This window comes from Bacteroidota bacterium, from assembly GCA_016720935.1.
In the GTDB taxonomy this organism is placed as follows: Bacteria; Bacteroidota; Bacteroidia; order AKYH767-A; family 2013-40CM-41-45; genus JADKJP01.
The window spans coordinates 673,797-691,026 of sequence record JADKJP010000007.1 but is presented as its reverse complement, the minus strand read 5'-3'; the positions used below and the strand labels follow the sequence as shown (position 1 = coordinate 691,026).

General features: G+C 42.2%; 8 protein-coding genes. 3 read left to right on the top strand and 5 right to left on the bottom strand.

All coding sequences use genetic code 11. From position 1 onward, the window contains the following. Positions 1-6: 6 nt before the first annotated feature. The gene (locus IPP86_17015) at positions 7-2,949 is read left to right on the top strand and encodes a glycosyl hydrolase (protein MBL0140199.1); all 2,943 of its coding nucleotides are present in this window, start codon (positions 7-9) and stop codon (positions 2,947-2,949) included. A gap of 47 nt (positions 2,950-2,996) precedes the next feature. Here IPP86_17015 and IPP86_17010 read toward each other — a convergent pair whose 3' ends face one another. From IPP86_17010 to IPP86_16995, 4 genes are all read right to left on the bottom strand, one after another. Continuing rightward, positions 2,997-4,322: a DUF5106 domain-containing protein gene (locus tag IPP86_17010; GenBank protein MBL0140198.1), complete on the bottom strand. Its 1,326-nt coding sequence runs from the start codon at positions 4,320-4,322 to the stop codon at positions 2,997-2,999. Between the two features lie 374 nt (positions 4,323-4,696). Next, positions 4,697-5,791 (bottom strand): 4-hydroxyphenylpyruvate dioxygenase, encoded by a 1,095-nt coding sequence (gene hppD / locus IPP86_17005; protein ID MBL0140197.1) that lies wholly within the window; start codon positions 5,789-5,791, stop codon positions 4,697-4,699. Between the two features lie 259 nt (positions 5,792-6,050). Further along, on the bottom strand, positions 6,051-7,898 hold the full coding sequence (yidC, locus tag IPP86_17000) for a membrane protein insertase YidC (protein MBL0140196.1): 1,848 nt from the start codon (positions 7,896-7,898) through the stop codon (positions 6,051-6,053). Between the two features lie 202 nt (positions 7,899-8,100). Next, positions 8,101-13,002 carry a T9SS type A sorting domain-containing protein gene (locus IPP86_16995; protein MBL0140195.1) on the bottom strand — a complete coding sequence of 1,634 codons (4,902 nt, stop codon included), beginning with the start codon at positions 13,000-13,002 and terminating at the stop codon, positions 8,101-8,103. Between the two features lie 350 nt (positions 13,003-13,352). On the opposite strand from IPP86_16995, the gene IPP86_16990 reads away from it, so the two are divergent. Beyond that, positions 13,353-14,351: a T9SS type A sorting domain-containing protein gene (locus tag IPP86_16990; protein MBL0140194.1), complete on the top strand. Its 999-nt coding sequence runs from the start codon at positions 13,353-13,355 to the stop codon at positions 14,349-14,351. Between the two features lie 141 nt (positions 14,352-14,492). Here the strand turns inward: IPP86_16990 and IPP86_16985 are convergent, their stop codons facing one another. Next, entirely contained in the window at positions 14,493-16,112 is a 1,620-nt protein-coding gene (locus tag IPP86_16985; GenBank protein MBL0140193.1) for a CTP synthase, read from the bottom strand. 156 nt (positions 16,113-16,268) lie between these two features. On the opposite strand from IPP86_16985, the gene IPP86_16980 reads away from it, so the two are divergent. Then, on the top strand, positions 16,269-17,228 hold the full coding sequence (locus IPP86_16980) for a phosphatase PAP2 family protein (protein ID MBL0140192.1): 960 nt from the start codon (positions 16,269-16,271) through the stop codon (positions 17,226-17,228). Positions 17,229-17,230: the final 2 nt, after the last annotated feature.

Here is a 17,230-nt window from a genome sequence, read left to right as displayed (position 1 = left end):
TCCGTAATGAAAATTTACACTATGATTTCTTTTGCCCTTATTTGCGTTTTGCAAATAAAGGGGCAGACAAGCATCAATACTACACCTGCAAGCGAACGCTTAGAAGGAATTGCAAAACGCAAGGCCCTTCAGGAAAACTCTTATTTCAACAACCTGAACTTTAGAAATGTCGGACCAACCATTATGAGCGGCAGGGCTGTTGACGTGGATGTGAATCCGGATGATCCGACTGAATTTTATGTTGCCTATGCATCCGGAGGACTCTGGCACACTGTAAATAATGGTCAGTCCTTTGAACCGGTTTTTGATCATGAAGATGTGATCACCATCGGCGATATCGCTGTTAACTGGAAAACCCGAATGATTTGGGTGGGTACCGGTGAAGTAAATAGCAGTCGGAGTTCTTATTCCGGAACAGGTGTTTACGTAAGTACTGATTCAGGTAAAACCTGGTTGAATAAAGGTCTGCCGGAATCACATCATATCGGACGGATTTGTCTGCACCCAACACAACCGGGAACTGCATGGGTCGCGGTACTTGGACATTTATATTCTCCCAATAAAGAACGGGGAGTATATAAAACTACGGATGGAGGAAATACCTGGAAGCAGGTTCTGTCAGTTGATGAAAACACCGGCGCAGTTGATCTTACCCTGGATCCGAACAATCCTGATATTTTATATACATCCATGTGGCACAGGGAAAGACGCGCATGGAATTTTGTTGAGAGTGGAAGTACTTCCGGTATTTATAAGAGTACCGATGGAGGTGAAAACTGGAGTTTACTCACCGGAAATGGTTCCGGTTTTCCCACGGGTGATGGTGTGGGTCGTATTGGTTTGGCAGTTTATCCTAAGAATTCACAAATCATCTATGCCATTCTCGATAACCAGAGTAAAAGAAAAGAGGATGAAAAGCAGGATACCAGTGTTTTATCTGTTAAGCAGTTGAAAGATATTTCGAAGTCAGGTTTCCTGGCACTGGACGAAAGTAAACTCGGCAAATTTTTACGAAATAATGGTTTCCCGGCAAAGTATACCGCTACAGGTGTAAAGGAACTTGTCAAAACTGATTCCATCAAACCTTCCGCCATTGTGGATTACCTCAACGATGCGAATAATTCACTTTTTGATACTCCGATCATCGGTTCTGAAATCTATCGTTCAGAAGATGGCGGTAAATCCTGGAAGAAAACTCATGAAAGTATTCTGAAAAATCTCTTCTATTCCTATGGATATTATTTTGGACGAATTTCTGTTTCTCCATTTGACGATAAAAAAATTCTTGTTTGTGGTTTGCCTCTGATCATGTCTCTGGACGGCGGGAAGACATTCAAAACTATTGATGGTGATAATACCCATGGTGATCATCACGCGGTATGGATCAATCCAAAAAGAGACAAGCACATGATTATTTGCAACGACGGTGGACTGAACATTACATACGATGATGGAGCGCATTGGTTCAAAGCAAATACTCCTCCGGTAGGACAGTTCTATTCGGTGAATGTGGACATGGCTAAACCCTATAATGTCTATGGTGGATTGCAGGATAATGGTGTTTGGACGGGACCATCAACCAACGATAATTCAGTGTACTGGCATCAGGAAGGTCAATATCCATACAAGTTTATCATGAATGGTGATGGCATGCAGGTGCAAGTAGATACTCGTGATAACACCACTGTGTATACCGGATATCAATTTGGATACTACTATAGAATTAATAAGAATGACCCTGAAAATGGCACTGCGATTAAACCGGATAATGATTTGGGAGAACCAAACTTCCGTTTCAATTGGCAAACGCCAATATGGCTGTCGCGTCACAACCAGGATATTTTGTATTACGGATCCAATCGCTTTCACCGTTCAATGAATAAAGGCGATGACATGAAAACACTTTCGCCTGATCTGACACATCATGATAAAACAGGAGATGTTCCTTTTAATACAATTGTTACGATTAGCGAGTCCTCTTCGAGATTTGGATTGTTGTATATCGGAACTGATGACGGGTATATCTGGACAAGTTCTGATGCAGGATACACATGGAAAAAAATATCGGATGGTTTACCTCAGGGATTGTATGTTAGTCGTGTTGTCGCATCCAGACACAAAGAAAGCCGTGTATATGCCACATTGAACGGATACCGTAATGACCATTTCAAAGCATACGTTTACAAGAGTGAAGACGGAGGAATAACATGGCAATCCATCAGCGGTAATTTACCGGCTGAGCCCGTGAATGTAATCCAGGAAGATCCGGTCAATGAAAAGATTGTTTACCTGGGTACCGACAATGGTGCATATTGTTCCCTTAATCAGGGGATGTCCTGGATGACTATAGGTGGAAATCTCCCAAGAGTTGCTGTGCATGACCTGGTAGTTCATCCACGGGATAACGAGCTGGTTTTGGGAACTCATGGAAGAAGTATTTATATCGCTTCGCTCAAAGAAGTTGAGAAAATAACGGATTCAATTGTAAAGCAAAATCTTCATGTGTTTGAATTGGAAAAGACAGAGTGGAATAAACACTGGGGAGAAAAGCAAGATGAGTTTTCCGAACCATTTTCCCCTTCTCTTTCAACTTGCTATTTTTCAAAAGCAAAAGGTGTTTTAGAGGTAAAATTTACTACTGAAAAAGGAGCACTCATAAAATCGATTAAAGATACTGCGGAAGCAGGATTGAATTATCTGGTGTATGATCTCAGTGTAGATCCGGTAAACCTGAAGGCGCTGGAAAAATCTTTATCGGGTAAAACGCAGGTGCATTTAGCTGCTTCTGAAAATAAAATGTACTATTTACCCAAAGGAAAATACAAAATTGAAATTTCCGATCAACAAGGAAATAAAGTAAACTCTGCTTTTGAAATTACAGATCCTGAATCGGGCGGTTCATCGTCCGGGAAACCGGCAGGCGAATCAGAAGAAAATGACATCAAATAAAAAAACGCCCGGGCTTACCGGGCGTTTTTTTATTCTGTGATTGGGATTTATTTCTTCGTTCCCTTCATACTGTTTGATATGAAGTCTCTGATTTTCTCCGTATCCAGTCGCTTGGCAATGATCCTTTTTTGTTCATCCAAAAGATAAATAACGGGAGTAGAGTAGATGTCGTAGTAGTTACGGAAGTTGGTATTGTTATAAAGATCAGATACGTTGATCCACTTGAGTTTATTATCGCGGATGAATTTCTTCCAAAGTTCAATATCGGATTCAATACCTACAGAGAACACTTCTACACTGATTCCATGTTCACGGGCACTATCGCGATAGGCGGAAAGCATTGGAATTTCATGCTTGCAATGACTGCAGGTTGGATCCCAGAAAGCCAGGATGGTAAATTTTTCTTTAATGTCCTGAAGACTGTGCATCACAAAACCCGTGTCGGGCATCACCAGGTTGTAAGCTTTTTCACCAAGGATGTTTGGTTTGATTTTCATCACCCGCTCGTGAATTTTTGCCTTGAGTGTGGAATCCGCCCAGTATGCGTCGTTTGAGAGGTAATATTTCTCCGCGATGTGCACGAATACTTTATCATAACCCATAATGTTGGAGGTCTCATAATAATTCGCGAGAGTGGCCACTGAATATTTGAACACCTCTTTGTTCGCTTTGGATTTTTCGATAATTGTATCTACGGAAGGAATGATAGAATCAGGCAAAGGAACCGTCAACTGTTGAGTATAGGTTTTGATTTTTGTCTGCAACAAAGGAGTGCGCAGCAATCGATCGTCACTGAAGTCTACATTGTCAAGGTAATGTGCTTTGTAGTATCTGAACTGAAATGTAGAATCGGTCACATTGCCTTTCTCATCCTTTGGAGCTTCGGGAACTTCCGGCTCTGACATGGTTTTAATGATCTTAGCCATGAATGTTTGTGGATAGTCATTCATTACTTTGATCCGGTAGTCTTTCACTTCTTTGTCAACATCGGTAATCGCTTTTTTGTAGTAAGCGACACTGTCTTTGTTATCCTTGTTCGCGTCCATCTTCGCCTTCAGAGTCTGCGAATATTTGGTTTTAGCAATGATGAATTTCTGATGGTCATTGAATAGTTTGTTTTCCAATGAACCGGTAATTTTCATGGATTCTACGAAATCAATGGTATCAGTTTCGATAGTGAATTTTTGTTCGTTCACAACGATCTCAAAATACGTGTGGCTTGGTAAGACCACCAGATAGATACCACCCGGGAGTGGCTCATTCCCTTTAAAAACAGCCCAACCGTCGTGATCAACACGAACAGTGTCCTTTACATATTGCTTTTCGCCAAAGTGATTTCCAAGGTAACAAACGGTGTCGCGCAGACCGTTCATACGAATCTTGATTTCATATCCTGTTGCGGCAGATACATGAACGGTGGAAATAAGAAACAGAATGGCGATTAAGAACTGTTTTTGGAAGGAAAAGGAGCTTTTTTGAATCATAGGACTTCGTAATAGCTTGATTTTCAACATTAATTTTTAAGATAGGTTACACAAAAATACAATTCCATACATGCGAAACATGAAGGATTGATAAATAGGGACATGGGACCGGGGGCGAGGGACGTTATAAAGCACAAATTAACAGGCCGGGCAAAGCAATTTTTGCGCCAAATCCACCCGTAATTTCAATCTAAACCCAACCTCAAACTTCGAACCTTAATCCTAAAATCTAAGATCTAAAATCTAAAATCTAAAATCTAAGTTCAAAGGTTCCCCCTCAAAGCCTGTTCTCTTTCGATTGCTTCGAAAAGTGCTTTGAAGTTTCCCTTACCAAATGATTTTGCTCCTTTACGCTGGATAATTTCAAAAAATACAGTTGGTCTGTCTTCAACAGGTTTGGTGAAAATTTGAAGCAGATAACCTTCGTCATCGCGATCGACCAGAATTCCCAGTTTACGAAGCGCGGAAATATCTTCATCGATTTTTCCAACACGTGCTTCCAGTTCATCGTAATAACTACCCGGAACCTGGAGAAAATCAACTCCGCGATTTTGTAATTCTGTTACGGTTTTGATGACATCCTGTGTAATAATGGCAATGTGTTGTACACCGGCGCCATGATAAAATTCAAGATACTCGTCAATTTGTGATTTTTTCTTTCCGGCAGCCGGCTCATTGATTGGGAATTTTACATATCCATTCCCGTTAGAAACCACTTTACTCATTAACGCGGAGTATTCAGTGGAAATATCATTGTCGTCGAAAGTGATGATCATTTTGAAGCCCATCACATCTTCATAGAATTTCACCCACTCATTCATTCTGCCTAATTCTACATTTCCAACACAATGGTCGATGTATTCAAGGCCAAGTGGCTCTGCTTTAAAGGATGCTTTTGCAGGCTTGTATCCGGGCATAAACGCGCCGGTATATCTTTTTCTTTCTACAAATTTATGCAGTGTTTCTCCGTAGGTGTGGATGGAGGCATACCTGATTTCTCCAAATTCGTCAGTGATGGTTTGCGGTTCTGTGTGTGCTTTCGCTCCGCGAGACATTGTTTCATAGAATGATTTTTCTGCATCATCAACCCAAAGAGCAAGTACTTTTACTCCATCGCCATGCTTCAATACATGTTGCGCGATTTCGGAATCAGGTTGCATCGCGGTGGTTAATACAAAGCGAATTTTTCCCTGTTGCAATACATAGGATGCACGGTCACGTACACCAGTTTCCGGACCCGCGTAAGCAACCAACTCAAAACCAAAAGCCCTTTGATAATAGTAGGCAGCTTGTTTTGCATTACCAACCCAAAATTCGATGTGATCTGTACCGAGGAGAGGAAGGAAATCTTGTGACATGGATATGGGGAATATTAAATTGTTGATTTTAGATTGCTGATTTTAGATTGCTGATTATTTGAATTGCTGATTTATGATTGTTGAATTTAGATTGAGGTCTTGAGCTTACTGAATACATTGAGTATTATGATGCCACACTAAACAGGATTTACTAATACGAGTCCTATCTCAATCTACAATCTACAATCTACAATCAGCAATCAACAATCAACAATCAGGTATCTCAAATATTAAGATTTTTTTTCTAAAAATCAAGACCTTAACGTTTCTTCGGAGGTTGCATTCCGCGTTCTTTCGCCATTTGCTCAAGGCGTGCCTGGAATCCGGACTTTTTAACAGGTTTTTTCTTGTTCTCCTGAATTTGCCTGTGAATAGCGTCTTCGTCAATAAATGCTTTGAAGAGATATTGCTGTCCAAAACCAAAAATATTACTCAGGAAATAGTAATAACTTAAACCGGCTGAATAATTATTGAAGAAGCCCAGGAAAAGAATAGGCATCAGATACATCATCCATTTCATTTGCGGATTCATCGCCGTTGACATCTGCATATTCATTCTGGTGTAGATCAATGTCGAAACAGTCATCAGCAGTGTAAACAAGCTCACGTGATCTCCATAGAAAGGAATCTTAAATGGAAGGTTCAGGATACTGTCGTAAGTTGATAAATCGTGTGCCCATAAAAAAGGTTCTTGCCGTAGCTCTATGGAAGCAGGGAAAAAACGGAACATCGCAATCAGAATAGGAAGCTGTAAAAGTCCGGGAATGCATCCTCCCAAAGGATTTACTCCGGCTTTTTTATACAGGCCCATGACTTCCTGTTGCTTTTTCATCGCGTCATCTTTAAATTTCTCGTTGATTTCAGCCATTTCAGGCTGAAGCACTTTCATTTTAGCCTGGGACTTAAATGAGCCATAGGTAAGCGGCAAGAGAATGATACGAACCAGAATCGTCAACAAGAGAATGATGATCCCGTAATTGATGTCAAAGCTGTTCAGGAAATTGAATGTCGGGATGACAAGATATTTATTTACCCATCCAAAAATTCCCCATCCCAATGGAATAAGTTTTTCAAGATTGAGGTCGTCAATTTTCTTAAGGGTCTGGTAGTGGTTTGGCCCTGCATAAAAACGCATGTTGTAGGACTGGACCTGTTTGCGTTCATAGGGAAGCGCAAAGGAAGCAGACATCGATTTCACATAATTTTTATCGGTGTTGGTATATGTTTCTACAACAGGTGAGTCGAATGAGTTTTCCGCGATGAGGGTTACATTGAAGAAATGTTGTTTGAATGAAATCCATTTTACTTTTGTTTTCAGTGATTGTTTTTCATCTTTGGTATAGCTGATGAAATCCACGTCTTCCTCTGCAAAACGATAATAAACAGTTGAAGCCTGTCGTTCGCTTTCGAGACTTTGTTCCTCACGGGCAAGTTGGTCTTTCCAGTCGAGGTTGATGTAACCCGCATTTTGAGAAATGATATCCTGCAGGCCGACGACATTTATTTTGTAATCGACGAGGTAGGAATCTTCTTCAAGAGAATAAACATATTCAATGTATTTATTATCACCGGCAGGTAGTCGCATGGTGACACTTTTCTTATTTCCTGTACTACCGGAGGCCTGAAAAAATAATTCAGATGTATTGATGATACGATTCTGAGCTGAAAGTGTAAGGCTAAAAACACTGGAGTCGGAGGAAAACAGACGCACAGGTTTACCTTCCCAGGATTTATAATCTTTCAATTCAATTGCATGAATTCTTCCTCCCCTGGAAGATACTTCCACTTTAATTTTTGAGTTCTCTAAAGTCAGTATTTGCTCCGTTCCGGTTGCTGCCTGGTAGAATTCTCCAAATTGCTGTTTTTCCTGTGAAGCGATCAGGGAATCATTCGGAATTGCAACTGATGAATCAGGTACATTTTGTGCAGGAATCTGCACCGCTTTGATTGAATCATGTGTTGCCTGAACTACTTGCTGAAGAGCCGCGATGGAATCCTGCTTGTGTTTAGCCGCTGCAAGTTCTTCCTTGCTTGGTTGCGTATAAATAGAATAACCAACGATCAGCAGGCCTATAATCGAAAGACCAATAATGGAATTTTTGTCCATGAGGGATTTTAAAAACGGAGGGCAAAGATAGAAAAAATGGTGAGGCTTTGGTGATTCCTCTGAGTGGCGGGGAATTGATTTTGTGGTTCAAAAGTATGTATAGTAAACAAAAAAAAACCGCTTGGACAACCTGTCCAAGCGGTTAATAATCAGTTGTTTTTGAAGAAGGCAGGAAGTTTTTCCCTGCCAATTTCATTTGTTCTTATTTCTTGAGGAATTTAGCTTGTCTGGTGATTTCCTGAGTATTGCCATCCCGTTTGATTTTGAGATAATAAATACCACCGGCAAGATCTTCCAACCCACTCTTTATAGTGTTGATGCCTTTTTGAACCTTAACGGATTCAGATTTCACCACTTTGCCAAGAACATCTACGAATTCAACTGAGATCTGACCATCAGCCGGTTCAAAGAAGGTGAAGGTGAGTTCACTGTATGCAGGGTTTGGATACAAGGTGAGTTCATCAATTTTGCCTTTACAATTTACAGCGACAGGTTTGCTGGTACTGTAATTACCATCGATATCTACCTGGCGGAGTTTGTAATACTGAATGCCTTCACAATGATCTTTATCGAGGTAAGAGTAGAAACGGGTTTCGTTACAAACTCCGGCACCACAACCCGGGATTGGATTATTCGCGTTTACAATTTCAAAGGATTCCCCATTGTAACTTCTGAGGATTTCAAAATACGCGTTGTTCGATTCAGAGGCGGTTGCCCAATTGCATAGAACGCCTTCTCCATCAGGTTCAGCTGTAAAGCTGATCAATTCAATTGGAAGTGGTTGTTGTGATTGAGCAGTAGAGAAATCAGTATTGAATCCGGACATTCCTGTACGTTGTGTATTTGTCGGAGTGGAAGGAATAAAACATGAACCTTGCAATGACCATGCACCGGCTATGTATTTAGAAACAGTCCAACCCATACCGGTGTTGTTGGTTTCTCCATTATTGTGCAGACGCATAGTGTATGTTCCTGTTCCAACTCCCACACTCGAGTTGAAGGTCCAGTAGCCCTGATCAAACAATTGTAACGCGTCATAAGTGTTGATTACACATTCTGTGGCCGTAGGACCTACTACAGGAGCCCATGGACTTGTGAGTGTAAAGGTTCCGGTAAGATCGTATGCGGTAACCGGGCTGGCGGTATATTGTATTTCTGCCAGGTTATAGAAAGACGTACTTCCAAGTGGGAAATTCCATGTTTGCAAGCCTGTATTCAGTGCGCGACGTAAATTTCCGATAACATAACTGTTGGCGTTACCGATCGTAACCAGTCCGGGTGAGGTATTTGTTTTATGATATACCTTTTGTACACCGGTCACAATTTTACCGGAAGTGAAAATCAAGGAATCCAAAACGTTCATATCATTAAATCCGCCGACAGTAAGTGTCAATGTGGAAGCCGGACTTTGATTCATTTTAACATTGTAGAGATCAATGTTGCTTACAAGATTGGTATATGTCTGTGCAGCTGCTCCATTGAATTCATACGTACTTCCGGTTGCTACAGCATGCGTAGTCGTACCTCCGTTATTGGTCCAGTTTCCTGCAACTTTGAAGTATTTAGCATTTGGAATCCATTGACCGGTTGGAGCTGCTGTATTCAACAGGAAGTTTCCACGCATTTCTACGTTATTGTTTGGTGTAAGTGTTCCCCCAGATTTACTCATGGTTAAATTCCAGAGGGCACTTGTTCCTGTGAAATTTCCGGACATCTGCTGGACAGCATTTCCGATGAACTGGATTGTTGAACCGTTACCGCAAACCAGTGTACCATTATTGGTAAGGTCACCACAAATTGAAAGTGTAATTCCAGGATTAATGGTCAGCGTTGCACCTGCATTAATGACAAGATTTTTCACACTTGTATTGGCTGTGATGGTAGGTTGATTTGGTCCGCCCTGGATAACACATGTAGATGGTCCGCCTGCACATGTACCCATAGTGGTAATACAGGAAGGATCCCAGTTAGTCGAAAGTGGCGCAGGTGCCCAGGTAGTACTTCCGGCATCCGGTCTCCAGTACTGAACGTTAGGCGCTCCGATATTAAGTGGGGTTACACCCGGGAAATTCAGTGTGAAACCAGAAGTTGCTCCACCGGCGTAATTAGCGAAGTGAGAAACAAGAAGTACAAAGGTTTGAACAGTTCCTGCAGTAGCATTAAGAATGTAAGCACTGTTCCAACCTCCGGATACGGCACCAGTTTGTGAGACAGAAGTTGTTCCTGCAATTGTATTCAAACCTGATGTTCCAACAGCAGAGTAGTTACAAGAACGGAATGGGAAGGTTCCTGATGTTGGGTTTGTCTGAATCAGCGAACAATAGCTTCCCATACCGGTAGTCTCCCAGATTTCAAAATCATAATCGGAGAATCCGTTATTAGGTGTAATTGTAAACTGAAGCAAACTGCCAGGTCCTGTAGAAGTAGTAGAGAAGGTGTACCAAACACCAGAAGCTTCGTTTGAGAAAAGACAAGTACCACCTTGCAAGTCACAAATATTTCCGGAGCCTGTAAAACCGGGATCGGCAACTGTTGTATTCGCCGTACAAACCGGTGTTGCAAGGTCACAGTCCTGATCCGGAATTGGAGGGAAGGTTGATGCACCGTCAATGGCCATGATATCGAAGGTTCCGGTTGCAGCACCTCTACCATCTACACGGATATAATAGGTTGTATTAGGTAATAATCCGGTTACGTTCAGGTCGGAATTTCTTCCTCCTCCTGAACTACACAAAGTAAAATTATCGTTACATGCAACTTGAACAAGTCCGCCACAAGCGCCGGAATACAATGCAATTTGGGAATCTGTCATTGAACGTAATCGTGTCCGTATTTTCAGACTTGTTCCCGTTGCAGATGTAGTAACTGTATACCAGACAGTATTCAATGAACCTGCATCCCAGCACGAAGCCGGACCTGTATCACTTGCGCCGGTTCCGCTGGAACAGATATTCGTTTGGTATGTTGCGCTCACACCGAGCGTCAGGGGAACAGCCCCTGAACACAAATCATTTGCAGGAGTACATCCGGAGATTGCGCAAATGCGGAAAGTTCCCGGTGTTGCACCTGTATTGGACCAGACTCTGACATAGTAAACAGTTCCGGCTGCAGGAGGAACAACAGTCAACGCCGGCATGTTCGCGCCTGCAGAGTTGTCATCACAACCTATCATTGTTGTAAGAGCGCCACAGTTTCCTGTATATACAGCCATCCCTAAATCTGTTGCCGACGTGCCGGTTGATCCGGGTTGGACAGATATTGAATGGGGCTGGGTACTTACTGAAGTCATCGTAAACCACACATCACCGGTTACTCCATCCACAAACCCGGCACAACCAGGGTTGGTGTATGTCGCGGCAGGAGTTGGGGTAGCACAGGCAACAGTATAGTTGACCGCACCGGTACAGGATGATCCTGTAATTGGAGTAATCACAGTACTTGTCGGAGGATTGGCACAGGCATCATTTGGCGGTGCACCAAAAGCGGATGGTGAAATCGAGAATCCAAAGTTGGTAGATGCTGCTGCTGCAGTATCGTTATCAATCAGGAAGTAGTAAGTGAAACCAACTCCAAGTGTTAAACTATTGATGTTGATCGCTGATCCACCAGCTCCGATATTGTATGCAACCAGTGAGCCTGCTGTAGGACATGCTGTGTAAATGAAAATCCCCGGATTTGTATTTGCCTGGGTGTTGAAGAGTGAAATGTCATAACAACCGGATGCTGTAGGAGTGAATGCAAAAAGGTAGTCACTACCTGAAGTCGCAAGGTTTCGTGGAGCAACGTTATTCGTATCAAAGTTGTTATTGAACCCTGCGTTGTTCATCAGCCATGCTGTCGGAGCAACGTTGGTGCTATAACTGCCTACAGAAGGGTTTGCAGGGTCATAAAACCAGCAGGTGATATCGTTAGCTGTGGCACATGTAGTTCCCGGAGGACGGAGTTGAATAGAAAAGTTGCCAACCCAGTTGTCCTGATCGCTTTCTACACGCACAAAAAAAGTTTCGGTTACGTTACAGGGTCGACCGGAAATAAACAGATAAGGGTTTCCGGGAGAGCCTCCGTTGCTGGCATCATCCGCAGAAACCAGAGTAAATGCTCCGCATGCCCCTGTATAAACAGCCATCTGAGTTGTAAAAGTGCTTGGGCAGGTATTGTTGATGAGCAATTCGAAGGAAGTGATACCTACAGGTTTTGTAAACGAATACCATACATCATTTGAATAAGTGGTTGCAGGCCATGCAGCCGGTTTTGGTGGGTTAACCGCCGCCATGGTAATTTGTTTTGACATCACCAGAGTCTGGTTGTTCAGTGTGGTGATCGCACCCGGATTAAAGGCGAGTGCAGTAGGAGCGTTACAGCTGTCATTCACCGGGTTACCCGCAACAGGGGCCCATGTGAAAAGTTGGTTGGTTGTAGTTTTGGTTGAAACTGTATTAAACAAAACTGATTTTCCCCAGGATACACCGGCTGTTTGAACAGCACTGTTGTTTTGGGAATAATAGTCGCCGGTACAATATCCTGAAATTCCAATAGAAGCTCCTCCTGAAATACTTACATCAACAGCACCGGCTGCTTGTTGATAAGCGAATAAAATGTTTCCGGATGCAGTCACAACTTTTGCCTGAAAATTCATCGAAGCAGCAGCAGCATTACTTCCCCAAAGAACATTGAACCATTCAACTGTCAGGGTACCGAAAGAATAAATCCATGCAACACGACCGGTAGCGGAAGTTTTCAAATCATCCCACATCGGGGCAATAAGGGTGCTCGGAGCAGTGGATATGTCATTGGTCGGTAATGCTCCGCCCGGGTTTTGGAACGAAATAAATCCATTCGATGAAATGTAGAAACTAGTGTACCTGATACCACCAAAGTTGACTGCAAAACCAGTCGGAGAAATCGGACCGATCAAAGATTCGTCAACGTTGGCTCCGATAGGAGTACCCTGGGTGGCAGTAGTTGCCGGCGCACCTATTGTAGTAAAGGCGGCAGTACTGGCTGTAAGGTTATACTGTATCCCGGGTAATGCCATGGCTGAAAAGCAGGAGGAAAATAGAGCCAGGGTCAACACAAACAAATTACGGGTAAAGTTGATTTTCATGGTTTGTGGTTTATTCGTTTGATTAGTCGATTTAGATTATCATGTTTGAAAGCCTTATCAGATAAGGGTTTTCGCAGTTTGTCTAATTTATTTTACCAAAACATATCCTTTATTTCCAAAGCCAGGAAATATCCCCCCACAATAAGCCTTTTTGGATGGTCAAATCTAATGATTTTTTATTTAAAATTCAATTAATTGTCCCTTAACTTATCATATAATTGGTGAATGACCCAAATCCATTTGGCAAAGTGTTTTTCATGAGGGTGAATGAAAAATTTAGGTTAAATGATGAAGTTCTTAGGCGAATTCAAAGAAGGATTTTAACTTGCGGCAATAAATCAGGAATAAATATGAAAAAACCAATACTTCTCTGCATTATTTTGATTTTTGGAGGTATTCTTCTCCAGGCTCAACCTACACTTACCTCTGTAAACAATCCTTTGGTGGGTCAAAGGTATTATTACAGAAATACGGATACGATTGCTCAGCCAGGTGCTGCTGGACAGGGGCAGACCTGGAATTTCACAAATGTACAGGTGACGTTGAACACTACCATTGTAAATTATGTTTCACCGGCATCAACACCACATGGCGCATCATTTCCCGGTTCCAACCTTGCCGCTTATACAATTCCCGGTGAGTATGAATATTTTACTACTAACGCAAACGGATATTTATTCAATGGCAGAGGTTCGTCCAACGATATTGTTTCAATTACCGGATCGAATTATGCATTTTTTAGTTACCCATTCCAATTTGGATCAAGCATTGTGAATACTATCAGTGGTAGTACCAATGCAGGTACCATTTCAGGAACTGTTACCATCACAGGTGACGGAACCGGTACTTTGAAATTACCAGCAATCACTTACAGCAATGTTTTACGTGTAAAGCGGGAGGAGAACATCACTTATAGTTTCGGACCGGGCGTTGATGAAAATATCCTGACGGTAAGTTATTTCTGGTATTCTGCAACACATGCCGGACCACTCATGAAACTGGTTACATCGACTACTTCCGGTATTGCAACCGGCTACACGAAATATGTTGGTGTAGCTGACTTTGGATTGGGTGTTGATGATATCTTTAAGCCAACTATTTCTGAAATCAGTATTCATCCGAATCCGGCTTCCGGTAGCACCGAAGTTTCTTTTGTTTCTATGCAGCCTTCTGAAGTGCAATTTAAAATCATGGATCTTACCGGCAAAGTATGGAAAGAATGGAGTCACAACTCATTCCCCGGAGAAGCTTCTTTGCAGTTGGATGTTGCTAGTCTTCCACGCGGAATTTATCTGCTGTCAGCCTATTCTGAAGGGACAATTCGACAAAACAGATTGATTTTACAATAAAGAAATTCTATACAAACAAAAAAAACCGGGATCTGTCAAGATTCCGGTTTTTTTATTTTTATGTAAAAATATTTATGCTGAGGATTGAAATTGAAACAGCAAATATTTATTTCATCATTCATCATTCACTATTTACTGAATTCAATCCATAGCCAATTTCGATCTGTCCAAAGCTGCTCTGACAAATCGAACAAAAAGCGGATGGGGATTTTCAACTGTGCTCTTGTATTCAGGATGGAATTGTACTCCAACAAACCAGGGGTGATTTTTTAATTCAACGATTTCTACCAGGTTGCTTTCAGGATTAACTCCGGAAGCAGTCATTCCCGCTTCCTCAAAATCTTTTAAAAATTTATTATTGAATTCGTAACGATGCCGGTGTCGTTCGCCTATTTTTTCCTTCTTGTAAACACTGGCGGCTTTTGTTCCTTTGTGAATTGTGCAGGTGTATTCACCCAGACGCATAGTGCCACCTTTTTTGGTAATTCCTTTTTGTCCTTCCATGAAATCAATCACGGCGTGTTTTGTCGCGGGGTTCATTTCGGTGGAATGCGCGTCTTTCCAACCCATCACATTTCTTGCAAATTCAATTACCGCGCATTGCATCCCCAGACAAACACCAAGGAATGGTATGTTGTTTTCGCGTACAAATTGTATGGCTGAAATTTTCCCTTCAATTCCGCGATCACCAAAACCCGGGGCGACCAATACTCCGTGCAATCCACCAAGTTTGGCGGCGGCATTCGTAGCGTCCAGTTTTTCTGAATGTATCCATTCCAGTTTTACTTTGGATTCATTGGCAACGCCGGCATGAATAAAAGCTTCAGCGATGGATTTGTAAGCGTCTTTCAACTCAATGTATTTACCAACAAGCCCAATCCGTACTTCATGAACAGGGTTTTTTAGTTTGCCCAGAAATTCCTTCCATTGAGCAAGTTCAGGTTCCTGTTGAAGAGGAAGTTTGAGTTTGTTTAAAACAACTTTATCAAGTTGCTCTTTATACATCAGAAGAGGAACATCGTAAATTGTTTCCGCGTCAATGGACTCAATGACCGCATTCACGTTTACGTTGCAAAACAATGCGATCTTGCGACGGATTTCGCTTGACAAAGATTTTTCAGTCCGGCAAACAAGAACATCCGGCTGTACTCCCAATTCAAGCAATGCTTTTACGCTGTGTTGTGTTGGTTTGGTTTTTAATTCACCCGCAGCGGCGAGATAAGGAATCAGGGTAAGATGAATGGAAAGAGCTGAACTTCCCAATTCCCATTTCAATTGACGGACTGTTTCAACATAGGGAAGGGATTCAATGTCACCAACTGTTCCTCCGATTTCAGTAATCACCACATCGAATTCACCGGTTTCACCCAGCAGTTGAATTCGCCTCTTGATTTCATCCGTGATGTGCGGGATGATCTGAACTGTTTTGCCAAGATAGGCGCCTTCACGTTCTTTATTAATAACGGTCTGATAAATCCTTCCGGTTGTAACGTTATTGGCCTGTGATGTAGGAGCATTCAGAAAGCGTTCATAATGACCCAGGTCAAGATCGGTTTCAGCGCCATCGTTAGTGACGAAACATTCACCATGTTCATATGGATTGAGTGTTCCGGGGTCAACATTGATATAAGGATCGAGCTTTTGAATGGTTACTGAATAACCTCTTGCTTGTAATAATTTGGCCAGGGAAGCCGAAATGATCCCTTTGCCAAGAGAGGAAGTTACACCTCCTGTTACGAAAATATATTTTGCTGAAGCCACCGTGTTGATCCTTTAGAGGGTTAAACCTTTTGTGAGTTGAAGAAATTCCGAAAAGAAAAAATCATCAACACGGGGTACAAAATTAAGAATAAGCGACAGAGAAAAAAAAATAAATGCAGATTTGGTTATTTTGCGGGCTCTTGTTTAGCCATAATCATGAATCCGAAGCGTTTAATCTTTTGCCTCTTTCTTTTTATTTTTGAAATAAGCTCCATTCCCTTGTTTGCAGAAGGAAATGACAGCACTATTGTTCAGAATAAGAAAACCTGGAAGCAGCAATTCAAAGAGGATTCTCTGTATTCTTTCCGCAGTTCAAAAGGATATTTCCCGATGTTGCTGCATAATTTTGGAGAACAGGCATCGGCACCCTTTCACATGACAGGGTCCCAGGCATTACAGGTTGCCGGGATATGTGCCGGGACAGTCGGGTTTTATTTTCTTGATCCCGATATTGAAAAAAGTGTCAGACCATTAAAAGACAGGAATCCATGGTTAAAATACATTAGCCCTGAATTTACACAGTTGGGTGACTATTATGGATATGGTTTGTTGGCAGCTTATGGTGGTTATAGTCTGATTTTCCATGAACGAAAGGCATTGCATACAGCTGTTCTCGCAAGCCAGGCTGCAATTACTGCAGGGGTATGGGTTCGCATCATCAAAATTGGAACCGGACGCATGCGTCCCGGCGCGACATACATGGATCGGGAATACAACAAGGATCACTGGTTTGGTCCCCTGGCACAGTTTGATCCGGAAATAAAAAGGGGGAGAAGTGTTGCTGCATTTGACGCATTTCCGAGTGGTCATACAGCTGCCGCGTTTTCAATCGCTACAGTTTTTGCATTGCAGTTTGAAGATAAGAAAGCGGTGCCTTACATCGCTTATTCACTGGCTTCGTTGGTGGCAGTAAGCCGCTTGGTGGAACACGAGCATTGGGCATCGGATCTGCTTCCTGGTGCTGCCATTGGTTATGCCTGCGGCCGGCAGGTTGTAAAGCATTACCGGAAATTATTTCGTACGGATTCGGGGGCATCCCGAAAGCATAAAACTGCTTCTTCTGTTTATTTTACGAATTCCTCGATACCGCGCATTCATTATTCATTGATCTTTTGAAA